Origin of the sequence: Schauerella aestuarii, from assembly GCF_009866805.1 — a bacterium.
GTDB lineage: Bacteria > Pseudomonadota > Gammaproteobacteria > Burkholderiales > Burkholderiaceae_B > Schauerella > Schauerella aestuarii.
This window is the reverse complement of sequence record NZ_SIZW01000039.1, coordinates 831,713-855,934: the sequence shown is the minus strand read 5'-3', so window position 1 is coordinate 855,934 and position 24,222 is coordinate 831,713. Positions and strand designations below refer to the sequence as shown.

Annotated in this window: 20 protein-coding genes and 2 pseudogenes; 9 read left to right on the top strand and 13 right to left on the bottom strand. The window is 62.7% G+C overall.

All coding sequences use genetic code 11. The features are described 5' to 3' along the window. The 3 genes and pseudogenes from EYW45_RS06790 to EYW45_RS06780 form a co-directional block, all read left to right on the top strand. A pseudogene (locus EYW45_RS06790) lies at positions 1-1,203 on the top strand (DUF802 domain-containing protein); the annotation flags it as partial. Then, positions 1,200-1,838 (top strand): annotated as a pseudogene (locus tag EYW45_RS06785) (OmpA family protein); the annotation flags it as partial. The pseudogenes EYW45_RS06790 and EYW45_RS06785, both read left to right, overlap by 4 nt. Before the next feature lie 182 nt (positions 1,839-2,020). After that, complete coding sequence (locus tag EYW45_RS06780; RefSeq protein ID WP_161134560.1) at positions 2,021-2,791, top strand: DUF2894 domain-containing protein; 771 nt, start codon at positions 2,021-2,023, stop codon at positions 2,789-2,791. On the opposite strand, the gene EYW45_RS06775 is transcribed toward EYW45_RS06780, so the two are convergent. The 3 genes from EYW45_RS06775 to EYW45_RS06765 form a co-directional block, all read right to left on the bottom strand. Then, positions 2,788-3,441, bottom strand: a complete 654-nt coding sequence (locus tag EYW45_RS06775; protein ID WP_161134559.1) for an FMN-binding negative transcriptional regulator — start codon at positions 3,439-3,441, stop codon at positions 2,788-2,790. The genes EYW45_RS06780 and EYW45_RS06775 overlap by 4 nt on opposite strands. 255 nt (positions 3,442-3,696) lie before the next feature. Further along, positions 3,697-5,199 carry a MocR-like pyridoxine biosynthesis transcription factor PdxR gene (gene pdxR, locus EYW45_RS06770; protein WP_161134558.1) on the bottom strand — a complete coding sequence of 501 codons (1,503 nt, stop codon included), beginning with the start codon at positions 5,197-5,199 and terminating at the stop codon, positions 3,697-3,699. Positions 5,200-5,442: 243 nt separating this feature from the next. Continuing rightward, positions 5,443-7,914, bottom strand: coding sequence for a TonB-dependent receptor (locus EYW45_RS06765; protein WP_161134557.1), 2,472 nt, complete (start codon positions 7,912-7,914; stop codon positions 5,443-5,445). Between the two features lie 291 nt (positions 7,915-8,205). On the opposite strand from EYW45_RS06765, the gene EYW45_RS06760 reads away from it, so the two are divergent. Both EYW45_RS06760 and EYW45_RS06755 read left to right on the top strand, forming a co-directional pair. Then, positions 8,206-8,712: a sigma-70 family RNA polymerase sigma factor gene (locus tag EYW45_RS06760; protein WP_161134556.1), complete on the top strand. Its 507-nt coding sequence runs from the start codon at positions 8,206-8,208 to the stop codon at positions 8,710-8,712. Next, positions 8,709-9,713 carry a FecR domain-containing protein gene (locus EYW45_RS06755; RefSeq protein ID WP_235938892.1) on the top strand — a complete coding sequence of 335 codons (1,005 nt, stop codon included), beginning with the start codon at positions 8,709-8,711 and terminating at the stop codon, positions 9,711-9,713. The genes EYW45_RS06760 and EYW45_RS06755 overlap by 4 nt, the downstream gene beginning before the upstream one ends. Before the next feature lie 129 nt (positions 9,714-9,842). Here the strand turns inward: EYW45_RS06755 and EYW45_RS06750 are convergent, their stop codons facing one another. From EYW45_RS06750 to EYW45_RS06740, 3 genes are all read right to left on the bottom strand, one after another. After that, the gene (locus EYW45_RS06750) at positions 9,843-10,811 is read right to left on the bottom strand and encodes a Bug family tripartite tricarboxylate transporter substrate binding protein (protein WP_161134555.1); all 969 of its coding nucleotides are present in this window, start codon (positions 10,809-10,811) and stop codon (positions 9,843-9,845) included. Between the two features lie 90 nt (positions 10,812-10,901). Next, the gene (locus EYW45_RS06745) at positions 10,902-12,245 is read right to left on the bottom strand and encodes a hydantoinase/carbamoylase family amidase (protein ID WP_161134554.1); all 1,344 of its coding nucleotides are present in this window, start codon (positions 12,243-12,245) and stop codon (positions 10,902-10,904) included. Continuing rightward, on the bottom strand, positions 12,242-12,913 hold the full coding sequence (locus EYW45_RS06740; protein WP_161134553.1) for an orotate phosphoribosyltransferase: 672 nt from the start codon (positions 12,911-12,913) through the stop codon (positions 12,242-12,244). Before EYW45_RS06740 ends, EYW45_RS06745 begins: the two co-directional genes overlap by 4 nt. A 180-nt stretch (positions 12,914-13,093) precedes the next feature. Between EYW45_RS06740 and EYW45_RS06735 the strand changes: the two genes are divergently transcribed. Further along, positions 13,094-14,038 carry a LysR family transcriptional regulator gene (locus tag EYW45_RS06735; protein WP_161134552.1) on the top strand — a complete coding sequence of 315 codons (945 nt, stop codon included), beginning with the start codon at positions 13,094-13,096 and terminating at the stop codon, positions 14,036-14,038. A 31-nt stretch (positions 14,039-14,069) separates the two neighbouring features. Here the strand turns inward: EYW45_RS06735 and EYW45_RS06730 are convergent, their stop codons facing one another. Beyond that, the gene (locus EYW45_RS06730; RefSeq protein WP_268894258.1) at positions 14,070-14,630 is read right to left on the bottom strand and encodes a TetR/AcrR family transcriptional regulator; all 561 of its coding nucleotides are present in this window, start codon (positions 14,628-14,630) and stop codon (positions 14,070-14,072) included. A gap of 230 nt (positions 14,631-14,860) precedes the next feature. After that, positions 14,861-15,979, bottom strand: a complete 1,119-nt coding sequence (locus EYW45_RS06725) for an alpha/beta fold hydrolase (protein WP_202444594.1) — start codon at positions 15,977-15,979, stop codon at positions 14,861-14,863. Positions 15,980-16,203: 224 nt separating this feature from the next. Here EYW45_RS06725 and EYW45_RS06720 point away from each other — a divergent pair, with 224 nt between their 5' ends. The 3 genes from EYW45_RS06720 to EYW45_RS06710 all read left to right on the top strand — a co-directional run bounded on the left by EYW45_RS06720 (position 16,204) and on the right by EYW45_RS06710 (position 19,465). Continuing rightward, the gene (locus EYW45_RS06720; RefSeq protein WP_161134550.1) at positions 16,204-16,491 is read left to right on the top strand and encodes a co-chaperone GroES; all 288 of its coding nucleotides are present in this window, start codon (positions 16,204-16,206) and stop codon (positions 16,489-16,491) included. Between the two features lie 55 nt (positions 16,492-16,546). Further along, positions 16,547-18,193, top strand: a complete 1,647-nt coding sequence (groL, locus tag EYW45_RS06715; RefSeq protein WP_161134549.1) for a chaperonin GroEL — start codon at positions 16,547-16,549, stop codon at positions 18,191-18,193. Between the two features lie 345 nt (positions 18,194-18,538). Continuing rightward, a complete protein-coding gene (locus EYW45_RS06710; RefSeq protein ID WP_161134548.1) occupies positions 18,539-19,465 on the top strand; it encodes a YihY/virulence factor BrkB family protein in 927 nt (308 codons plus the stop codon). 212 nt (positions 19,466-19,677) lie between these two features. Here EYW45_RS06710 and EYW45_RS06705 read toward each other — a convergent pair whose 3' ends face one another. From EYW45_RS06705 to EYW45_RS06685, 5 genes are all read right to left on the bottom strand, one after another. Next, complete coding sequence (locus tag EYW45_RS06705; protein ID WP_202444593.1) at positions 19,678-20,721, bottom strand: Bug family tripartite tricarboxylate transporter substrate binding protein; 1,044 nt, start codon at positions 20,719-20,721, stop codon at positions 19,678-19,680. 52 nt (positions 20,722-20,773) lie between these two features. Continuing rightward, the gene (locus EYW45_RS06700; protein WP_161134547.1) at positions 20,774-21,655 is read right to left on the bottom strand and encodes an SDR family NAD(P)-dependent oxidoreductase; all 882 of its coding nucleotides are present in this window, start codon (positions 21,653-21,655) and stop codon (positions 20,774-20,776) included. Then, the gene (locus EYW45_RS06695) at positions 21,648-22,391 is read right to left on the bottom strand and encodes an SDR family NAD(P)-dependent oxidoreductase (protein ID WP_235938891.1); all 744 of its coding nucleotides are present in this window, start codon (positions 22,389-22,391) and stop codon (positions 21,648-21,650) included. Before EYW45_RS06695 ends, EYW45_RS06700 begins: the two co-directional genes overlap by 8 nt. 153 nt (positions 22,392-22,544) lie before the next feature. Next, the gene (locus EYW45_RS06690; protein ID WP_161134546.1) at positions 22,545-23,447 is read right to left on the bottom strand and encodes an isocitrate lyase/PEP mutase family protein; all 903 of its coding nucleotides are present in this window, start codon (positions 23,445-23,447) and stop codon (positions 22,545-22,547) included. A gap of 58 nt (positions 23,448-23,505) precedes the next feature. After that, positions 23,506-24,216 (bottom strand): GntR family transcriptional regulator, encoded by a 711-nt coding sequence (locus EYW45_RS06685; RefSeq protein WP_161134545.1) that lies wholly within the window; start codon positions 24,214-24,216, stop codon positions 23,506-23,508. Between the last annotated feature and the right edge of the window lie 6 nt (positions 24,217-24,222).

The window sequence follows — 24,222 nt, the reverse complement described above, 5'->3', positions numbered from 1 at the left end:
GCCGATACCGCACAGCGCCTGCAAGCGATGTGCGACGCGCTGGCGAAGACGGCGTCGGATATCTCCTCCGAAACCCGCGCGCAAGCCACGAGCACACTGGCCGAGATCGACCGTGTGGTGCAAGTGGCTGCCGACGCGCCCAAGGCCGCCGCCGATCTGCAAACGGCCCTGGCCGCGCAGGATCAAGCGCGGCTAGCCGCATGGACGGCGTCGCTGGCCGAGATCGCCTCAACGCTGCGCGAAGAATCGAAAGCAGCCAATGCCGATACCGCGCGCCGCATGCAAGACATGTGCGACGCCCTGGCGCAAACGGCATCCGACATCTCCTCCGAGACCCGCGCCCAAGCTACCAGCACATTGGCCGAGATAGACCGCGTGGTGCAGGTGGCTGCCGACGCACCCAAGGCCGCGGCCGATCTGCAAACGGCCCTGGCCGCGCAGGATCAAGCGCGCCTGGCCGCCTGGACCGACTCGCTTGCCACGATGGCCGCCACGCTGCGCGAAGAATGGCAGCAGGCCGGTGCCCACACCACCGAGCGCAGCCAGGCGATCTGCGACGCGCTAGCCCAAACCGCGCGCGACATCTCGTCTGAAACGCAGGCTCACGCCAGCAGCACCATCGCCGAGATTGCACAGCTTGTACAAGCCGCGTCCGAAGCGCCGCGCGCGGCGGCCGACGTGGTCATCGAAGTGCGACAGAAACTCTCAGACAGCATGGCACGCGACAACGCCATGCTGGAAGAACGCAGCCGTCTGCTCGACACGCTGAGCACGCTGCTCGATGCGGTCAACCATGCGTCGACCGAACAGCGCACGGCGGTGGATGCCTTGGTCGCGACCTCGGCCGACGTGCTGGACCGCGTGGGCACCCAGTTCATCGATCGGGTGGAAAGCGAAACCACGAAGCTCACCGAGGTCGCTGCACAGGTCACCGGCAGCGCCGTCGAAGTGGCGAGTCTGGGCGAGTCGTTCGGCACTGCGGTGCAACTGTTCAGCGAATCGAACACGTCGTTGGTGAGTCACCTGCAACGCATCGAAGCCGCGCTCGACAAATCCACGACGCGCAGCGACGAACAGCTGGCTTACTACGTGGCCCAGGCACGCGAAGTGATTGACTTGAGCATGATGGCGCAAAAGCAGATCCTCGAAGATCTGCAGCACGTTGCCCGCGCGCAAGCACCCGAGAGCGACGCGCAAGCATGAAAGAAGACATCGACGCGGGCGTGGAGCCCACCGTCCCCGTCTGGCCCGTTTTCGGCGACCTGATGTCGGTGTTGCTGGGCGCGTTCGTGCTGGTGGTGGTGGGCGTGATCGGCGTGCAACTCGAACTTTCAGCCCGGCTCGACGAAGAGGTCAAGCAGCGCCAGGAAGAAACGCAGCGCCGCGTCACCCTCGAAGAAGCCTTGGCGGTGCCGCTGGCAGCCGGCCGGGTGACGCTCATCAACGGCCGCATCGGCATCAGCGGCAACGTGCTGTTTGCGCTCAATTCGGCACAACTGCAGCCCGAAGGCCGCGAGATCTTGAAGAGCCTGATTGCTCCGCTTTCGGTGTACCTCGAAACCCATCAGGAAGTGCTGATGGTGAGCGGCTTCACCGACGATCAACAGGTGCGGGAAAACAATCGTCGATTCGCGGATAACTGGGAGCTCTCGGCCCAGCGCGCATTGACGGTGACGCGCGTGCTGATCGATGAGGGCATCGCGCCCGCTTCCGTGTTTGCGGCCGCCTTCGGATCGCAGCAACCGGTGAGTTCCAACGCCGATGAAGAAGGCCGGGCCAAGAACCGCCGCGTGGAGATCGCGCCGATTCCGAAGCCCTCTGCCGATGCTGTCGCGCCAGCCAAGCCCGCGGCTGCCGTGCCTGCCGTTCCCGCAACAGCAACAAGCACGACGCCAGCCGCCGGCGATGCGGTCGCGCCGGTGGCGAAGCCTGCCGCCGATGCTGCGTCTGCGTCGCCAGCAGGCGCAGCACCCAACGCATCGCCAGCCAACACGCCGTCCAGCGGCCAGGCACCGTCACGATGACCGGCGATGCGACGACCGATCTGCACGCGACGCTCCATGCGTGGCGCGCCAGCGGTCACGATCGCCTGAATCCCGCGCGCTTTCAGTTCATCGCCGCACTGGCGCGCCGCGCGGAAAGTCATCGCGGACTAGCGCGGCAAGTGCTCGACCGCAAGCTGGCCGATGCGTTGGCGGCCTATGCGGCCCACATCGAACGCACGAGTGAAGCCGCAGAACCGGCGAGCGCAACAGCGCAGCCATCCGCGAAGGACGTTGCGAGCGTCGATGCGCGGGCCGATCGCGGCGCCGGCAGAGATCGAGAAGCCAGTGAACATCCGGCCGGCCCTGTAAATCGAGTCGCCGACACTACGGCCGTCGTGCCCGCTGGACGGCCGCTCGAAGCGCTCGCTGCGCATCTCGCCATGCAGCACGCCGCCGACGGCGACAGTGCCGTTTTACAGACGCTTGCGCAGCAGCGCGCGGCGTACCCCGAATTGCCCGCCATCGATTATTTCCGCGAGGCCTGGGCAAGCGTGAGCACCAACAAGCAATTACGGCAGTCGCAAGCGCACGTGCCAGATAATGCCGGGCCACTGAACTCCAGCCACCTCGTGCATCGCTCGCTCTCGCTGATGCGTACCTTGTCGCCGGGCTATGTGCGGCAGTTTCTGTCGTATGTGGACGCGCTGTCCTGGATGGATCAGCTGAATCAGGCCGGCACCACGCCGGCCAAGGATGCGCCGCGCACGGCCGCCGGCAAGAAAAGCGCCGCGCGCAAGAAAAGCTAGGCTGCCGCGCCCTTCTTCTGCGCCGCGGCTTGCGCCATCGCACAGGAGATCTCGGTTTCGTGACGCGCCTTCAACGCGTCAGCGGGGCCTTCGATATCGCGCACGTCCTTGTGCTTGCCGAGTTTCGATTTCGCCACAAGCGACGTGATGCGAATCTCGATCCCCACGATTGCCTTCAGCAAAGCATCGATGAATTCCGGCTCCGAATCCGTCATCTTCCACGGTTTCTCGTTGCCTGCGGTTGCCTCATGCGTGCGCGTCAACCGCGCCACCATGCCGCGCACGAATCGCTCGTCGTCCTGAATCGTGATCACGCCATGCGCATGCACCACCTGATAATTCCAGGTGGGCACCTGGCGATGCAATTCGTGTTTGCTGGGATACCACGTGGGCGAGATATACGCGTCTCCCCCGCGAAAAATGACCAGCACCTCATCGCCCGATTTCAGCGCCTGCCAGATCGAATTGGCACGGGCCACATGCGCGGTCAGTTGCCCCGGGCCGTCTTCGCCGGGCTCGAATTCGAACGGGATGTGATTCGCGTCCAGCATGCCGCCGGCCTGCGTCACCAGGATCCCGAACGGATGCTCCTTGATCACGCGGTGAATTTCGTCGAGGCGCGTCTCCTCGGTTTGCGCGGGCAGGTACATACTGGATACTCGATAAAGAAGTGGTTGCCACGCGATGCTCGGGGTGGCCAGCCGTTTGCCCAGGGCACGATGGCAAATGATTTGCACAATGGGCAAGTCGCCACTACATCACACCCTGCCCTACCAGGGTAGGCATGCTTTCCAGCAAAACGAGCGGGCCAATCGGGCCACAGTCCCGGCACACCAACCGGAACGCGCGCTCCTACGCAGCGCGTCACTCACTGTGGCGCGGCCGATGCGGTCTTACCCCCCCCGTCATCGTCGGGCGACCTGCTGCGCCAGCGCCGCAGCGATCGTTGTTACTGCCGCCTTGATGGCCTCCGGCGTAAACCCGCCAAACCCCAACATGAAACCGCGCATCGTCGTTGCGCGCACATAAAACGGCGATATCGCCCGCAACTCAAGCCCCCCTTCGCGCAACGGTGTGGCCACCGCCACATCGTCGATATCGTCATGCAGGCGAAACACCACGTGCATCCCTTGATCGCAAGGCAGCACCGCGCCATACGCTTGAAGCTGGCGTTCGCATTCGCGAATCAGCACCTGGCGGCGCTTTTGCAGCAAGCCGCGAATGCGCCGCACGTGAATCTCGTAATGCCCCTCGCGAATGTACTCCGCGAGGATCGCCTGCTGCGATTCGGAAGAATGCCGGTCTGCCAGCAGCCGCGCCCCCGCAAACGCGTCCACCAACGCGCGCGGCACGATCGCGTAGCCCAGGCGCAAGCTTGGGAACATCATCTTGCTGAACGTGCCGAGGTAGATCACGGATTCGGATCGGGCATCCATGCCCTGCAGCGAAGGAAACGGCCGCCCCTCGTAACGCAGTTCGCTGTCGTAGTCGTCTTCCACGATCCAGCTTTGCGTGCGCGCCGCCCAGTCCAGCAACTCGGCCCGGCGCGCCATGCTCATCATCATGCCCAACGGAAACTGATGCGACGGCGTGACGAACGCCGCTTTCGCCTGGGGCGCCAGTGTCATGCCCGCTGTGACCTCAAGCCCCTCAGCATCCACCGGTACAGGCACGGTGAGCACGCCGCGATGGGCAATGGTCGCCGCCATCAACGTGTAGCAGGGATCTTCCACCCACGCCGTATCGCCCGCGTCCAGAAGCACTTGCGCGCAAAGCGTCATGCCCTGCTGGCTGCCGGAGGTGATCACCACCCGATCTGCATCGCACTGCACGCCGCGAAACTTGCGGGCATACTCGGCCACCACTTCGCGCAACGGCAGATAGCCCTGGGGCTCGCCGTAACCCGCGTGCCGCCAGGGCCGGCGTCCAAACCGGTTCGCGATCTGCGTCCACGCACGGCCTGGCGACATTTCTTCCGATGGGGCGATGATGGCCAACGGCACCTGTTTCTGCGGCAGCAGCGTGGTCGACACGGCTGCGAGACGACGTGCGTGCGCCGAGAGCGCGCGAGCGGGACCGATGGCCGTCGAGGCGTTTTCTTGCGCCAGGGTGGACACGACGGTGGCGGTGTCGGGCGACCGTGGCGCCACCCAGGTGCCGGCCCCCGCACGCGTCTGCAGATAGCCCTCGGCAATGAGTTGAGCGTAAGCGGTATCCACGGTGGCGCGCGCGACCGTGAGCCGCGTGGCCAACGCGCGGATGGCGGGCAGGCGATCGTTTGCGCGCAACACACCCGCCTTGATCCCCACCCGAAGTTGATGCGCGATTTGATCGGTGAGCGTAGGCGCCCCCCGCGCGCGATTCAATACGATCTCGACCGGGACATCGAGCCCACTCGTTCGTGACACACCCTGCTCCTCATGCAAACGATGCACTGTAAACCGTGGCGCCCGGCCAGGCACCGCGATGTCATTATCGCTTCAAGGGGGCATCGCGCGGTCGATGTGTGCCGTCTCCCTCGCGGCTTGCGTCACGAGCGGAAATCGAAGCAAAGCGGGCTGCTTCCAAGTTGAGAAGCAGCCCGGGTGGGGAAATCGCCCTCGTCGGGCTTCAAGCGACTTACTGCACCTCGCCCTAAAATGCACCTCGCCTTAAAACGCGGCAGACACCGACAGCAATACCGTGCGCGGTGCGCCGATGGTCAACCCTTCACGCGCGGCCGATTGCCAATAGTTCTTATCGAGCACGTTCTCTACCGTGGCACGCACGACCATCGGCGTACCGTTGGCCTTGAAGGCATAGCGCGCGCCCACGTCGAAACGCGTCCAGCCCGGAATGGTTTGCGTGTTGCCCACGTCGATGTATTGATCGCTAGTGCGCAGCATTCTGGCGGTCAGCGTCAATCCGGTCATGAACGACGTATCCCACTCCGCCGCCGCATTGAACTGCAAACGCGGCACGGCAGGCGCCCGATTGCCATCGTTCAAGCCGCCTTCGGTGCGCGTCAATCGGCCGTCGGTGTAGGCCACCCCGCCCAGCAAGCGCACGCTTCGCACCGGTTCACCCTGCAACAGCAATTCGAGACCGCGATTGCGCTGCTCGCCATTAGCCACGAAACGCTGGGTTGAAAAATCGAGAAAGCTGCTGGGCTGCTCGATCTGGAACGCGCTGATCGTGGCCGCCACCTTGCCGAAGTCGTATTTGGCACCCACTTCGATTTGCTTGGATTTCGCCGGTGCAAACATCTCACCCGCGTTGATCGCGCCTTCCGGTGCGGTCGGCCCCTGACTCAACCCTTCAATGTAGTTGCCGTACAGCGACAACGGCTCGATCGGCCGCACCGTCAGTCCCACTGCAGGCGTGATGGCGGATTTGTCGTAGCGCGTGGTGCGCTCACCGCTGATCTGATTGAAATTCGACGCATCGATCTGCTGATGCCGGACGCCGGCAATCACCTGCACCCGATCGTCGGCAAAGGACAGCGTATCCGCCAACGCCACGCTATACAGGCGCGATTCGGTGGCTTTCGCCAGTCCGCTGGGACGGGCGATATTCGGCTTGGCCAAATACACCGGATCGTAGATATTGGAGAACACCGTGCCGGAGCGAATCCGGGCCGACGAGTAATCGATATCCAGCACGCTCGCGCTGAGGGTGGGTTCGTGCTTCACCGCACCCGTATCGAATCGCCCCCGCACACCCATTTCGGCGGTCTTGCTAAGCAGCGACTCATTCAAGCGGGCGGGTACTGCGCCGATACTGCCGTCGCCGTCGAGCATCAGCCAACTGGTCTGCAGGCTTTCGAAATCATGCTTGCGCGCCCCGAACGCGCCATACACGCTCCAATCCGACGTCAGGTCATACTCGGCGCGAACAGCGCCCGACCATTCGTCGGTTTTCCAATACGTCCAGGGCGGAAAGAAATTGCTGCGCGCATCGGGCGGCCCACCGATCTGCACGCCGGGCGACGGCGGAAACAGCAGCCCGCTGCGCGCATCGGTTTTGCGATTCTGGTAGTTCAGATCGCCTTCGATGCGAAACCGGTCGGCCTGATAATCCAGACCCAGCGCCACCGCGCCCATGTCCTCTTTGCCGTTATCCACGGTCATGTCGCCGCCACTGCGCTGCACATTCAACCGCACGCCCAGCTCCTGGCTATCGCCGTAGCGCCGCGCAAGATCGGTATGCACGCCGAACTGGCTATCGCCGATATACGACAGCGTTACGCGATTCAACGGATCCGGGCCGGCGCGCTTGGGCACCAGATTGATCGCGCCGCCCACCGAGCCGTAGGGCGCCATGCCATTCAACAGTGCATTGGGGCCGCGCAGCACTTCGACGCGCTCGATACCGATCAGCGAACTGGCGTTGCGGGGCGAAATGCCATAAAGGCCGTTGAAAGACACGTCGTAATTGAAGAGCGTGAAGCCCCGGATATTGAACTCATCGCGCCCGGCGCCGCGCGCATACGTGTTGCGCACCGAGGGATCGTTGACGAGGATATCGCCGATGTTCTGTGCCTGTTGATCCTCGATCAGCGCCGCCGTGTATTGCGTGGCGCTGAAAGGCGTGCTCATGTCGTCGCGATTGCCCAGGATCCCCAAACGGCCGCCGCTGGCCACCTGCCCCCCCGCATACACCGGCGGCAGACTGTCGGAAAACGCCGATCCGCGCACGATCACCGGTTCGAGCAGCGTCGCGGCGGCCTGTGGCGCGAGCGTCAACCGATATTGCCCAGGCGCGTCGCGCATGGCTTGCAGCCCCGTGCCCGCCAGTGCGCGCACCAGTGCCTCATATGGCGAGAACCTCCCTTGCACGCCATTGCTCTGACGGTTCGTCACCAATTGCGGCGTGGCCGCGAGCCGCAGGCCCGAGGCGTTGGCAAGCTGCGCCAGCACCTGATCGAGCGGCGCGGGCGGAATCGAAAAGGCGATTGCGTCAGATGCAGCCGTGGCTTGCGTCGGCACCTGCTGCGCGTATGTGACCGAACTCCAGGCCGATGGCAGCGCCACGCCCAGCGCAACCGCCAGCCCAAACGCGCCGCCCCGGCTGCGTGCCGGAGAAAACACGAGCTTGGCCGTTGACGAGGATGCCGTCGCGTCAGAAGGAAAACGAGGAAACATGACTAACCTGTGCATTCAAACAAGAGAAAGGGACATTGAGATGCTTTGCGGCGCTGGACCATGGAAAGCGGCGCGGCGAGATCTCTCCTACTTGTTGATCGAACAGCCCTGTCAAAAGCGGAACCTTTATTTCGCATGTTCGTGTGCGGATGGGTCGCCGGCGTCGCCGCCTTGTCTCCGGCAGCCCCAAGACAATTGCCTTCCTCCCCTCAGTGAGTGATAATCGTTCGCAATTCAACTTTACCTCGTCAGCCCGCGCCGCGGTGACTGTTGGCAGGTCGGTCACAGGCAGTGAACACCTTGGATAACGCCGTGCCGCCTAATGTCGAAACGCTCTACAGCGATCACCACGTGTGGCTCCAGAGCTGGCTGCGCCGCCGATTGGGCAATGCGGCCGATGCCGCCGATCTGGCGCACGACGCCTTCCTGCGCCTGTTGACGGTGCCGCGATCCTTCGGCAGCGCGCCTGAGGCGCGCGTGTATCTGCGCACCATGGCAGGCGGCCTGTGCGTCGACTTGTGGCGCCGGCGCCAAGTCGAGCAAGCCTGGCTGGATACCCTGGCCGCCATGCCGCAGGCCCATGTGCCTTCGGGCGAGCACCAAACCATGGTGCTCGAAGCCCTGCAAGAAATCGACCGCATGTTGTGCAAGGTGCCCGTGAAAGCCGCGCACGCCTTTGTGATGGCCGTAGGGTGCGACATGACGGACAAGGAAGTCGCAGAAGAACTCGGGGTATCGACCCGCATGGTGCGCAAGTATGTGGCGCAGGTCATGCTGCATTGTTTGAGAGCACGTTGAGCGCGACTAACCTCTCCTCGACGTCCGAGCACCCGTTGAACCACACGGGTGACGATGCGCTCGAACAGGCGGCTGACTGGTTCGCCCTGTTGCGATCGGGCGAAGCCTCGGCCGCCGATCGCGCAGCGTGGCAAGCCTGGTGCAATGCAAGCGAAGCGAACCGCTCAGCTTGGGCACAAGTCGAGAATATCGGCCGTCGGTTTCAGCCCATACAAACCACGCCAAACCCCCGCGACACGATGGGCGCCTATCGCCTGGCCACGGTGAACGCCCGGCGCCGCCGACTCGTTCTGGGCCTGTTGACGATCGCCGGCACCGGGTCGCTCGGTATCTTGGCTTGGCGGCACTCGCCGGCACCGATCTGGCTGGCGGCCAAAACCGCAGACCACCGCACGGCCATGGGTGAGGTGCGCCAGATCACCCTTTCCGATGGCAGCACGGTCTGGCTCGGCACTGCGAGCGCCTTCGATGAGGACTTCAGCACCGGATTGCGCCGCCTGTACTTACGCGCGGGCGAGATGCTCATCGCCACCGCCGCCGACTCAAGCCGCCCTTTCGTGGTGGACACGCCCCATGGCCGACTGCGAGCCTTGGGCACCCGATTTACCGTCCGGCTCGACAACGCCGACACGCGTCTCGCGGTGTACGACGGTGCCGTGCAAGCCCGCGCAGCCGAAGGCGCAATCGATATCATCCGGGCGGGTCAGGAAGTCAGGATGTCAAAGCGCGGCCTGACAGATTTCAAACCCACGGATCCCGCTCGCGAATCGTCGACGCGCGGCCTCTTCATCGCCCAACATGTACCGCTGCACGCCGTCATGCACGAGCTGGAGCGGTATCGCATGGGCCACATCAGCTTGTCGCCCGACGTGGCGAACCTCGCGGTGTTTGGCAGTTACCCGATGACCGACCCCGATCGCACGCTGGCCATGCTCGAATCGGTCATGCCGATCCGCGTGCGTCGTCCATTGCCGTGGTGGATCAGGATCGAGGCGCGGTAGACACGGCAAACGCGCGCCCAAAAAAAACGGGCCACCCGCATGCGCAAATGGCCCGATACCTTCAAGTCATACCGTCAAGTCGACGCCGGCAGCTACCCAGCAAGCCGTCGCCGCCCCGCCGTGCAGGCTTTAGTTCAACTGCACGTTCGCATCCTTGGCGATCTTGCCGAACTTCACCGTTTCAGTGGCGATGTAGTCCTTGAACGTCTTTGCATCGGCGTACTGCACCGTCAAGCCAGCTTCCTTCAACTTGCCGTTCGTCACCGGATCGGCCAATGCCTTCTCCAGCGCCGCGCCCAGCTTCGCAACCACGGCCGGATCCGTCTTGGCGGGTGCCCACAAACCGAACCACAGCACGATGTCCACGCCCTTCAGCGCAGGCGATTCGGCCAGTGCCGGCATATTGGGTTCGGCTTCCGTACGCTTGGCCGACGTCACGCCGATGCCCTTCAACGCGCCCGAACGAATGTGCGGCAATGCCGTCGAGAACACCAGCACGCCGCCTTCGATCTGGCCGCCCATGATGTCGGCCAGCACTGGCGCGCCGCCCTTGTAGGGCACATGGAACATCTGGCCGCCGCTTTCCTTGGCGATCAGCTCACCGGCCAGGTGCAGAGGCGTTCCGATACCGGACGTGCCGTAGCGGAATTCCTTGGTCTTGATGCTGGCCAGAAACGACGGCACATCCGTGATCGTCTGATTGGGCGCAGCCACCAGGGCGAGCGGCTGCGAACCCACCTGGCCCACCGGCGCCAGATCGCGCTCGCCGTCGTACTTCACGGCCGGGTTGATCTGCTGCGCGATCGAGATTTCGCTGGGCGAGCCCAACAGGATCGTGTAGCCGTCGGGTTGGGCATTGACCACGCGCGATGCGCCGATCGTGCCGCTGGCGCCGGGCGCATTCGTCACGACCACAGTCTGGCCCAGGAACGGGCTCATGCCCGCGCCAACCAGGCGTGCGATCAGATCGTTGCTGCCGCCACCGGCGTACGGCACGACGATGGTGACGGGTTTGTTCGGAAAATCTTCGGCCGCATAAGCAGCGCTGGACAATGCAAATGTTGCGGAAACAAGCGCGCCGACGAGCGGCTTGCTCATCTTGGTGAGACAAAACACAGTGGGATCCCCTTGGTTTTTTGGTAAAGGCAAATAGCGGGTGGGTAAAACACACGAGCCGATGCAGGCACATCAGCTCGCGCGAGGAGGCGCGATTATGTCAAGCAATGCGCCTTCGAACAAATCGACACCGACCAGAAAGTCGTCGATGTCCATATCTTCATGCGGATTGTGGGAGCCGTTTTCGTTGCGAACGAACACCATGGCCGAGGGCACCCCCGCGTTGGCGAAGACGGCCGCATCGTGGCCGGCCCCGCTGGGGATCTCTTCGAGGACCGCGCCGGTGACCGTGGCAGTGGCAGTGGCGGTGGCATTGGCATTGGTAGTGCCAGTGGCAGCGCCGTTGCGGGCGGCCGCCACTTTCAGTCGCTCGACCCAGCCCGCATCCATCGTGGCCGGCGCCGTGACCAGTTTTTCGTCGAACTCGAACCGCACACCCCGGGATTTCTCAATGGCCGCGCACTCGTCGCGCATCAGCGCATAAAAGCGCTCCATCGTTTGGGCATCCTGGCTGCGCGCCTCGAAGCTCAAGCGCACCTCGCCCGGAATAACCGACACGGCATGCGACTGGGGCAGCGTGGAGCAGATCCCGCTCGTCATCACCAGATCCATCCCCATCTGCAGCAGCACCCGCCAATGTTCGTCCATCCGCGATAGCAACTCGGCCACCGCCAGCAGCGCATCCTTGCGCAACCAGCGCGGCACCGCGCCCGAATGGCCCGCCTCACCGATACAACGCACCACGTTGTGCCGGATATTGCCGCGGATACCGGTTACGGCCGCCGCCGGCCAGCCGCGCGCCACCATCACCGGCCCCTGCTCGATATGCAGTTCGAGATACGCGCGCACCTGCGCCACGTCGAGCAACGGCTCGCCCGCGCGCACCGCCTCCACATCAACGCCGCAAAGCGCCATCGCCTCGCCCAACGTGCCCTTGCCACTGCGATGCTTGAGCGCCAGCGCCTGCGCGGGCAACCGCCCCAGCAGCGACAACGACCCCATATAGGCTTTGCCGTACCACGCACTCTCTTCACCACGCAGCGCCAGCACCCGCACCGGCGGCGCCGACGCGTAGCGATCGCGCAATCCAGCCAGCACCAGCATGCCCGCCACAATGCCCGCCAACCCATCGAAATTGCCGCCTTGCGGCACCGAGTCGGCATGCGACCCGATCACCACGAACGGATCGGTGCGCGTGTCTTCAGGCAGCCGCATCCACAGATTGCGCGCGCGGTCGTACTCGCACACGAGGCCCATTTCCTCGGCGTGCGTTTCGAGCAGCCGCAACGCCGTGTTCTCACCCGCGCCATAGCTTTCGCGCGTCACGCCGGGGCCGTCTTCCGTCTCGCGGCGCACGTCCGCCAGGATCTCCAGAGCCAACGCGCGGGGATCGGCACACACATCCATCGCCGTCATGCTCCCGTCCCTCCGTGATGGATGGACCAACCCACCGGGTCTTGCGCAAAGGTAGACAGCATCCGCGCCTGCGCCGCATCCAGCCGCCCACTCTTGATCAACGCCTCGTGCAGATGCTGCCAGCGCGCCAACGCATGAAGATTAAGCGACCCGTCGTCAGACGTGCGCCCCTCAGGGGCATACAGTGCATAGTCGAGCAGCACAAACACATCCGACACCACCGGCCCGGCCTGGCGCAACGCCGCCACCGCACCCGCCTTCGAGCGCCCGTCCGTGGTCACATCGTCCACCAGCAACATACGCGCATCCTGAGGCATCGTGCCTTCCAGTTGCGCCGTCATCCCCCAGCCCACCGGCCGCTTGCGCAGATACAGCATCGGCAATGACAGCCGCTCCGCCAACCAAGCCGCGAACGCAATGCCCGAACTCTCCGTGCCCACGATCGCGTTGATACCCTGCGCCTCGACCACAGGCTTGATCACCCGTGCAGCGATATCCATCATCTCGGTACGCATCGCCACGTCCGACATCAGCACCTGCGCATCCACATACACCGGGCTCGCCCAGCCGGACGTATAGAAGAACGGCTGACCGGAAGCGATGCGAACGGCATCCAGCCCAACGAGGATCTGAGCTACGCGCGGCGCGTCGTCAGCGGAAAGAATCATGAGGGGTGCGTCCTGAATGGATGGAAATAGAGCAAGCATCCTAAGAACCGGAGCCACATGGGAGAAGTTCCGATAATTCCTCGACCCGTTCCCAAATGAGATGCCTCAGCACCAGAATGGCGAATCGAATGCGCTACGATCGTGCATGACCGCACCCTCTTTGTGCAGCCCGGAGCCACGATGTCCCCGTTCGCCTCATCCCGCAGTTTCCTGCGCCAGATCGACGTCTCCACGCTTGATCTGTTCATGCTCACCTGCGAAACCGGCAGCATCGCTCAGGCCGCCGAACGCGGCCAGATCGTGGCCTCGGCCATCAGCAAGCGCATTGCCGAATTGGAACTGCTCGCCCGCACGCCGCTGCTGCATCGCCACGCGCGCGGCGTGCGCCCCACCCCCGCCGGCGAACTGCTGCTGCGCCACGCCAAAGCCATCCTCATGCAGGTCGAACACCTCAGAGCCGACTTGGGCGAGTACGCGCGCGGAGTGCGGGGCGTGGTGCGGCTCAGTGCGAACGCCTCGGCAGTTGAACAGTTCTTGCCCGAAGACATCGCGAGCTTCGTCAGCCAACACCCTGAAATCCGGATCGACCTGAGGCAAAACACCAGCCGAGCCGTGGCGCGAGCGGTGCGCGATGGCGTCGTGGATCTGGGAATTTGCAGCCCCAGCGAAGAAGCAGCCGGCTTGGCTGTACTGCCCTATCAGCGCGAACACATGGTGCTCGTGATCCCGGCGGGCCATGCATTAGCGAAACGCCGACGCATGCTTTATGAAGACGCGCTCGATTATCCGCAGATCGGATTGCGAGATAGCAGCATCGTGCGCGAGACACTGGATCGCGAGGCGCAATCGGTGCATCGGGCGTTGCAGCAGCGTATCGAGGTGGATAGTTTGAGTGCGATGTGCCGCATGATCGAGTGCGGGCTGGGGGTGGGGGTGATGCCGGAAGGCGCGTTTCGGGCGCTGGATAAGGCGAAACGGATGAGAGGCGTGGCGCTTAGCGATAGTTGGGCCGAGCGGGAATTGAATCTTTATGCGGTCGATTTTGCGGGGTTGCCTGCAGCGGCCCGGGGGTTCGCCGAGGCGATTGGCGCGAAGGAAAGCGCCGCTGGATCGCATTCACTTTAGGGGTTGGCGCATCCCGATATATTGGTTAGCTTCAATCACTGGACTGTGATCGCGCCTTCATCTCGTCCAATGCTCGTGTTCCACTGATCGCTACCGCTCGAAGCGTGGCCGGCGTTGCACCGTCTCGGGCAAGAATCGACATGCCGGCCTGCAGCGCTGCATAAAAAGCCGCTGCGGCTTGGCTATCGAAGGTCGCGGCCAAATCACCGGCTTGGATGGCAACGTCGAAACGCTGTTTGAGCCGTCTGATGTCGTTCGCGCGGCGACGCTGCAACTCATCTCCAACCGCACTCGCGCCTTGCCTGGCGTGATGCGCACCGAGGACGATCATGCACCCCGCAGGATAAGCAGGATCTGAAAACGCGTCCGCGGTTCGCATCAGAAAGCTTTCGATCGCGCCCTCGATGGTCGCGTCTTCGAGCGAGGCCCAGATCATCGGGCCCAACGTCTCCTGGTACATGTCCAGTGCCTCACGGAAGATCGCTTCCTTGGAGCCAAACGCCGCATAAAGACTGGCGGATCGAAGCCCTGTCGCTTGGGTCAGGTCCGTCATCGACGTCTCTTCGAATCCCTTGTTCCAGAACATGAGCATTGCGTCGCGAAGTGCGACTTGACGGTCAAAGCCCCGCGGGCGACCACGTTCTGCCATCGTCGATCATTACCTTTGCTGCTCGGGCGCGTCGCGCTATTGCTGAACATCCGCAGCTTCATTATCAAAGGGCTCGGCGCGCAATACGATGCGCGCCGCCGATGAAGCCAAATATGTTACCAGCACAGGATCGCAGCAGCGGATGGCCGATCGGGCCATCCATCGCACGGCAGCTACGGGCGGAAGAAAGCCTTGAGGGCACTCACGGTTGCGGCCGGTTGATCCTCCGGCACGTAGTGGCTCGCTCCACTCACTTTGACCACCTGCACGTTTTTGCCCTTCGAAGGCATGATGGTTTTCAAGAACGGATAGTTCCTCTCTCCGGCGAGCATGAGCAATGGAGGATCGATCGGGCCATAGTGTTTTTGATCTTCGATGTCCTGGCGGAAGGTCTGATACCAGGCGTTGCCCGCACGAATAGCGTCTGCGCTACTGTAAGCAGCCGCATAGATTTCGCGGTCCTTTGCACTGATGGCGCTGGGGTCCTTGAGCTGGGTATCGAACAACCAGTCGATCAAAAGCCGCATGCGCCCGATGAGCATTGCCTCGGGCAAGTCTGGAATCTGGTTGAGGGCGAACCACCAGAGGAAAACGGGATACTCGGCGTTGCCTGAGCCGACGGCGGGTTGACCGGCTGGCGGCAGCAGGGTGAGGTCGTACAGGCTTTCGTCCGGATGAGCCACGTCGATCAGCGCAATCTTGTTGACCTGACTGGGGTAATTGGCCGCGAACGCATAAGCGACCATCGCCCCAATGTCGTGGCCCGCGATATCCACGCGGTCATGCCCCAGTGCCGCGGCCAGCGCATGAATATCCGCGGCCATCGTTTTCTTGTCATAGCCCGCGAGCGGCTTGTCGGACCCTCCCATGCCCCTCAAGTCGACAGCAATGACCTGATGGGTCTTGGCCAATTCCGGCATGATCTTGTTGAACTGCCACCATGTTTGCGGCCAGCCCGGAAGAAGATAGAGCGGTTTGCCCTGCCCACCGATCACATAGTGCAACCGGACACCGTTGACGTTCTGTGTGCGGCTGACGAAGCCACCTGGAAGAGATTGGGCAAGTCGTTCATTGGAGACGACAGCTTGTTGACTGGCTGTCGGATCCACACGAGTGGCGGCGGGGGCCGCTTGAACGACGGGAGCCGCAAGGAATAGAAAACCAATAAGGGCAAGCTGCAAACGAATGTTGCGCAGGCGCGCGACGCTTGCCGCTAAAACGCGATGTGGCATCACCGATCCTTTTATTGGTTGATTGACCAATAATTTAAATGCGGCAATCTTCGAGGTCAACGATTTATTGATTGAGTGACCAATATTTCTCCAACGCGTCGCAACAAGGGCAGGCGCGCAGCGCTCTCAATCGACCACACCATTTTGTAACACCTCCACCCCACCCTCTTGAAGACTGTCACATCGTCCTTATAATTAGCACTCGATCCTAGAGAGTGCTAACGCTCTCGGACCCTAGTGTCTTAGACCTTCGTGTCTTTTTTACCTAATTACAGGAGTTTTTCATGGCCCTGCGTCCCCTGAATGATCGCGTGATCATCAAACGCCTGGACAACGAGCGCACCACTGCCTCGGGCATCGTCATCCCTGAAAGCGCGGCTGAAAAGCCCGACCAAGGTGAAGTCATTGCTGTCGGTCCCGGCAAGAAGACGGAAGACGGCAAGCTGTTGCCGGTCGACCTGAAAGCAGGCGACAAGGTGTTGTTCGGCAAGTATGCCGGCCAAGCCGTCAAGGTCGATGGCGAGGAATTGCTCGTTATCCGCGAGGAAGAAATCCTCGCCGTGATCTCGTAATCGCACTTCCCCCGATCGCACTCGTAATCGCAAAAACGAATACAAGGAATCAAGCATGGCTTCCAAGCAAGTATTGTTCGGTGATGACGCCCGCGTCCGCATCGTCCGTGGCGTAAACATCCTCGCCAACGCAGTCAAAACCACCCTGGGTCCCAAGGGCCGCAACGTGGTGCTCGAGCGCTCCTTCGGCGCCCCCACCGTCACCAAGGACGGTGTGTCGGTCGCGAAAGAGATCGAACTGAAAGACAAATTCGAAAACATCGGCGCTCAGCTGGTCAAGGAAGTCGCTTCCAAGACGTCTGACAACGCGGGTGACGGTACCACGACCGCTACGGTTCTGGCCCAGTCGATCGTCCAGGAAGGCCTGAAGTATGTGGCCGCCGGCATCAACCCGATGGATCTGAAGCGCGGTATCGACAAGGCTGTTGCAGCCGCTGTCGCCGAACTGAAGAACCTGTCCAAGCCTTGCACCACCAGCAAGGAAATCGCTCAAGTCGGTTCGATTTCGGCCAACAGCGATGCGTCGATCGGCAAGATCATCGCCGACGCGATGGACAAAGTGGGCAAGGAAGGCGTCATCACCGTCGAAGACGGCAAGTCGCTGGACAACGAGCTCGACGTCGTCGAAGGTATGCAATTCGACCGCGGCTATCTGTCGCCCTACTTCATCAACAATCCGGACAAGCAAGTTTCGGCGATGGACGATCCGTATGTCCTGATTTTCGACAAGAAGATCAGCAACATTCGTGACCTGCTGCCGGTGCTGGAACAAGTCGCCAAGTCGAGCCGTCCGCTCTTGATCATCGCTGAAGACGTCGAAGGCGAAGCCCTCGCGACCCTCGTGGTGAACAACATCCGTGGCATCCTGAAGACCACCGCCGTCAAGGCTCCGGGCTTCGGCGATCGTCGCAAGGCCATGCTGGAAGACATCGCTGTCCTGACCGGCGGTACCGTGATCTCGGAAGAGACCGGCATGTCGCTCGAGAAGGCCACGCTGGACGATCTGGGCCAAGCCAAGCGCATCGAAGTGGGCAAGGAAAACACGACGGTTATCGACGGCGCTGGCGACAGCAAGTCGATCGAAGCCCGTGTGAAGCAAATCCGCACCCAAATCGACGAAGCGACCTCGGACTACGACCGTGAAAAGCTGCAAGAACGCGTGGCCAAGCTGGCCGGCGGTGTTGCTGTGATTCGCGTCGGCGCCTCGACCGAAATCGAAATGAAGGAAAAGAAGGCCCGCGTCGAAGATGCGCTGCACGCAACCCGTGCCGCCGTCGAAGAAGGCATCGTTCCTGGCGGTGGTGTTGCGCTGATCCGTACGCGTGCCGTCGTGGCACAAGTCAAGGGCGACAACGTCGACCAAGACGCCGGCATCAAGCTGATCCTGCGTGCCATCGAAGAGCCCCTGCGCACCATCGTGGCTAACGCCGGCGAAGAGCCCAGCGTCGTGGTCAACCAGGTTGCCAGCGGTTCGGGCAACTACGGCTACAACGCCGCCACCGGCGAGTACGGTGACCTGGTCGAACAAGGCGTGCTGGATCCCACCAAGGTGACCCGCACTGCCCTGCAAAACGCCGCCTCGGTTGCCAGCCTGTTGCTGACGACGGAAGCAGCTGTTGCAGAAATCGCTGAAGACAAAGCCGCCGGTGGTCCTCCCCCGGGTATGGGCGGTATGGGTGGCATGGGCGGTATGGACTTCTAAGTCCAACTTCCCTGCTTCACAGGCAAGCTGGCAACGGCACAGCCTGGGATCCGGTGAAAGCCGGATCCACCGCACCACAAACACCTCGACAGGTTCGCCTGCCGGGGTGTTTTGCTTTGCAGGGCAGCAGGCCAACCTGCGCGCGGGGTGTTTTGCTTTGCAGGGCAGCAGGCAGCAAGCCGCCCTGCGCGGCCGAGCGCCGTTAAACTGGCTGCAGACCCTTCCGCGACGGGCATCCCAATTGCGGGACGCAGCGCTTGCGCGCGCGGGCAGCGCGTCATACTCGGTTTGCCCGCGCATACTGCGCTGCAGGTACAGGCATCAGCATCACAACAAGGATCCGTTATGAAACTCCCCGGAGAACTTCGCGTCATGAGCTTTCGCTCAGTAGGCGCCATGCTGAAGGAATCGGCTGCGCAATGGTCCAAGCATCGCGCTGCCAGCAAAGGGGCGGCACTCGCGCTGTATATGATTTTCTCGCTGGCACCGATGCTGATCCTTGTGATTGCCGTGGCCGGCTTTTTCTTCGGCGAAGTGGCGGTGCAGGCGCAACTGGTGGATCAATTGCGCGATCTCACCGGCGAACGCGGCGCGGAAGTGATCCAGACGGTGCTGGCCAGCGCGCATGAATCCAATAGCGGCATCATCGCGGCGATGGTGTCGATCGGGGTGTTGATTTTCAGCGCCACAACCGCCTTTGCCGAGTTGCAGGCGAGCCTGGACGATATGTGGGAAGTGGAAGCCGCCAAACCGGAAGGCATCAAAGGTTTCGTCCGTACGCGGTTTGCGTCGTTCGGTTTGGTACTCGTACTGGCGCTCTTCCTGTTGATTTCCTTGAGCGTGAACGCGGGGCTTGCTGCGGCGAAAAGTTATTACGGCACGATGTGGGCAGCGTCGTCGTTTGCCACCGTGGCCGATGTGTTTGCGAATCTGTTTGCGTTCAGCGTGGTGTGCGCGCTGTTTGCGGTGATTTATAAGCTGCTGCCGAGCACCAAGCTGTCGTGGCGGGATGTGGTGCCGGGTGCGATCATCACGGCGATTCTGTTTCTGGTCGGCAAATACGCCATCGGGCTGTATCTGGGACGTGACGGTGTCGCGTCGTCGTATGGCGCGGCGGGTTCTGTCGTCGCACTGCTGTTGTGGATCTATTATTCGGCCCAGATTTTCTTCATGGGTGCCGTGATTACCCGGCAGTTTGCCGAGCGCTTCGGCACGAAGGCGCGGCATGCCGCTCGAATGGATGCGGGAACGACGTCGCAGCCGATTGGTTGAGTGGACGTCTCGACGTGTCTGTACGAGCATAGGCGAATGCGTACACGTCACCCCAGCGCATAGCGCAGCACCGCGCGGTCTCCGTTGCGGCTCAGGCGCTCAAACGCAAATCGCGCACCGAGTACAGGCAAAGAAAAAGCGGACCGAGTTTCGGTCCGCTTGGCTTTTGGCGGGGGTGCGCACCTCGGCCTCACCGCCCTTCAGGAGCCCAATCAATCCACCTTGGCACCCGAGATCTTCACGGCCTCAGCCCACTTCGTGATTTCGCTATCGACGAAAGCGCGAAACTGCTCCGGTGTGCTGGGTGTGAATTCGCTGCCCGCGGCAAGCATTTTCGCTTTCGTTTCAGGCTGCTCCATCACGCTGCGCATGTCGGCCGAGAGCTTGTCGATAATCGGTTTGGGCGTGCCTTTGGGCACGAAGAAACCCGACCAGGGCGGGGCCGAGAATCCGGGGAAGCCTTGCTCGGCCACCGTGGGATAGTCGGGCGTGCTGGGAAAGCGTTCTGCCGTGGTGACGGCAATCATCTTCAGCTTGCCGGATTTCACATAAGCCTGCACTGCCGGCAAGCCGGTAATGCCCACCTGGATCTGACCGCCGATCAGATCGGTGATCATCGGCGTGCTGCCGCGATACGGAATGTGCGCGATCGGGAAGTGTCCCTTGCTGCGCAGCATTTCCATGCCGAGGTGCGAAGCCGTGCCGTTACCGTCCGAGCCGTACGAGTACTTGCCCGGGTCAGCCTTGAGCAAGGCGATCAGCTCTTGCAGATTATTGGCGGGCACGTCGTTGTTGACCACGATGGCATTGGGATACAGCGTGGCCTGGGTCACCGGCTCGAAATCCTTGAGCGGGTGATAACGCATATTGGAATACAACGAGGTGTTGATGCCATGCGAACCGGTCACGCCGAGGATGATGCTGTAGCCATCGGGCGCGGCACGGGCCACGACTTCCGACCCCAGGTTGCCACCGGCACCCGGACGGTTTTCGACCACGACCGATTGGCCCCATTTCTTCGACAATCCCTCAGCCAGCAAACGACCGGTGATGTCGGTTGCGCCGCCTGCAGGAAACGGCACGACGATGGTGACCACACGCGAGGGATACGTGGCGGCATCATCCGCCGCGAGCGCAACGCCAGGTGCGGCAAACGTGCCGGCCAATCCCAGAAACGGCACGAGCATCGCGGCGGCAATCCCGCGACGCATGCAATTGACACCGTGCGATGCACGATGGATGGCAGACTTCTTCATACGGCTTTACTCCCAAACATGACTTCCCCTTGTTGAGCCCAGGCATCGAGGCCTAGACGGCTGTATATCCTCCGTCGACGAGCAGATCGGTTCCGGTAATGAACCCTGCCCCGACGCCGGTAAGAAACAATGCGGCTTCGGCCACGTCTTCGACGGTGCCCAAGCGTTGTATGGGATAACGCGGCGCCAGCGTACGCGTGGCCGCGTCGGCGCCGCCATAACGGGTGACGACGCGACTGGTGAGTACCGCGCCGGGCGACAAACTGACCGCGCGGATCCCTTGCTCGGCGTAGTCGACCGCCAGCGAACGGGTGAGCGCCATCAAGGCGGCCTTGCTGACGCCATAAGCGCCACGTCCGGCTGCGGTCACATGACCGAGCTGAGACGACATATTGAGAATCACACCGCCACCCTTGGCCGCCATGTGCGGCACGCACGCCCGCGCCATGCGCCAGGCACCGGTAAGATTGACGTCGAGCGCCGTTTGCCAAGCCTCGTCGTCCAGGTCGCACACGGGCTGCGAGGAGGTGACCGTAGCCGCGTTGTTGACGAGTACATCGACCCGCCCCCAACGTGCGGCCACTGCATCGATTGCCGCGATCACGGATGCCGTGTCGGCCACGTTGCAGGCGAGCATGAGCAGATCGGCGGAGTCGTCATCTTGGATATCGCCATCAGACCCGCGCGGCGCCTCGGCTTCGACGCCACACCACGCCTTGTAGCGTTCGGCCAGCACGGCGGCGTTCAGATCCAGGGCGGCCACCCGGCAACCCTGCGCCAGAAAGCGCTCGGCGATCGCCAATCCGATATCACCGGCAGCACCGGTAATCACGCACACGCGCGAGCGGGATGCACCATCGCCAGGCGTGCGCGACAACGACCCCACCTCGGCGTGCCCGCGAGCGCCCTGCTTGGGTGAAAAAGCATTAACCATGAGGCAGATCCAACGACGCGCCGCCGCACACATACAGCGTTTGCCCGGTGATCGCGCCGGCCTCGGGGCCAATCAGAAACGCGATCGTGGCGGCCACTTCGGACGGCTCAATCAGGCGCCCGATCGGTAAAGCCGTTCGGGGTGGCGCACCGCGTTCGGGATCCCGCAACATGGGCGTATCGACCGCACCGGGCGCCACAACATTGACGGTGACGCCGCGCGTGACCAGCTCCGCCGCCCAACTGCGCGCCAAGCCGATCTGCGCGGCTTTGCTGGCGGCATAGGCGGCACGCCCGGGCCGGCCGAGCACGGCGCGGCTGGACACGAGAATCACCCGGCCATCATGCGCGGGCAGCCTATCGGCCAGCACGCGCATCAGGCGCATCGGCGCTCCGGCATGCAATTGCCACAGCGCATCCGCTTCCGCCATATCGGTATCGGTCAGCCCACCGGAACGCACGATGCCGGCGCAGTGCACGATCGCCGTCAGCGGGGTATCGCCGATGGCATCGAGCGCGGCATCGCAATCGCGCGGATCCAGCAGATCGGCCACGATGCCGATGAATTCGGGCGGCGCGTCCTGCGGCGCAGGCGCGCGATCGATACCGATCACCTGCCAGCCGTCGTCGAGCAGTCGCTGCGCCAGCGCCAGGCCGATGCCCGAGGAGGCGCCGGTAATCAGGCACCGGGGCGTGTCGGTCGGCATACCGGGAAGCAGGGAGAGGGACGGCATCATGGCTGCGCGTGCATTGAGAGAGGAGGTTGCGATTACGGTTGCGGTTGTCGTTGGCGTTGCAGTTGCGTGTGCGATGACAGTTGCTTGTGCAGTTGCAATTGCTTATGCGACTGCAGCGCCAGGCGATGGCAGTGTGGCGGTTGCCGGTTCCGGTCAGGCCGCCACAGCGGGCAACGTCGTCAGGCGCTTTTCCATTTCGCGCATTTCTTCGTAGCCCATCAGTTTCATGATGTCTTCGATGCCCACGAGCAGGTCAGGACGATGCGCGGGTTGGCCGGTCGCAATCACCTCCTTCATCACTGCCAGCGCTTCCTGCATCGAGCGGATGGCAGCGGCCGGCAGCATGCGCGGCAAGCTGATGCGTTTCACGCCGAGTTCTTTCAGGCGCGGCAGCGGAATGAGCGGCGTGGTCGGGCGTTCGCGGATACCGAAGCCCATATTGACGCTGATGGGGATACCGGCCGCATCCACGATGCGCTTGATGTCATCTTCGGTGCGCACGGCATCCGGAAACAGCATGTCGGCGCCGGCTGCGGCATACGCACGGGCGCGCTTGATTGCACCTTCGATGCCTTCCACGGCCAGCGAATCGGTGCGCGCGATGATGACGAATGCGTCATCGCGGCGCGCTTCGCAGGCGGCTTCGATCTTTTTGACCATTTCTTCCAGCGGGATCACGTCTTTGCCCGGCATGTGACCGCAACGCTTGGGGCTGACCTGATCTTCGATATTGACACCAGCGATGCCGGCCTCTTCGAACATGCGCACGGTGTGGAACACGTTGACCGGGTTGCCATAGCCCGTGTCGGCATCGGCCGTCAGCGGAATCGACACGGCACGCGCCAGGTGGCGACAGTGGTTGACGTTCTCGCTCAAGCCCATCACACCGATATCGGCGATGCCCAGCAGGGCATTGGATAGCGCCGCACCGCTGGTGCACGCCGTCTTGAATCCGGCCGCTTCGACCAAACGAATGCTATAGCCATCGTAAACACCCGGCGACACGATAAAGGGTTCGGTGTTCAACAATTCCCGAAATTTACGGGCTTGACTCATACAGGTGCTCCAGAAGAAAGAAAGTGCGCAGGCGCAGGGCAGCGCGCCGCGCGAATCGTTATTTCGATGCGTTGGCCGACATTGGCGTGTCGCCAAGATGCTCGAAGAGATGTTGGGCTGCGCGCTCGATATGCGAGCGCATCAGCGATTCGGCGAGTTCGGCATCGCGCGATTTCATGGCGCGCAAAATTTGCCAATGCTCGGCATACGCGTCGTGCTTGCGTTCGAGCACGGTGCCCGAATGACGGCGGTAGACGCGCAACAGGTGATAGAGATCGCCGCACAGCGCATTCACGATGCGGCTATTGCCGCTGGCGCGCACGATGCGCTCATGAAAGTCGAATACGCGTGGCGCTTTGGTCGCACCCGCATCGGCTTCGACCTGGCGCTGACGATCCTGCTCGAGCTCCATGATCAACAGCGCGATTTCGTCGTCCGACATGCGGCGGGTGGCCAACTGGCATGCCACCCCTTCGAGCGCCATGCGCATCTGAAAAAGCTCGATGGCGGATTCGGCCGACATCGACGCTACGCGCGCCTTCACGTACGGCTCGCGGGTCACCAGCTGAATGCCTTGCAGGCGGCGCACGGCTTCACGGACGGGTCCGCGGCTGACGCCGAATTCCTGCGCAATCGCCACTTCGTTGATCACGCTGTCGGGCGACAGGCGCCCTTGATAGATCCACTCGAGCATGTGTGCAAACACCGCGTCGGCCAAGGGGCCGGTAGTGTCTTCAAGGCTGGTGGTAATCGGGCGGGTGTCACTCATGATGTC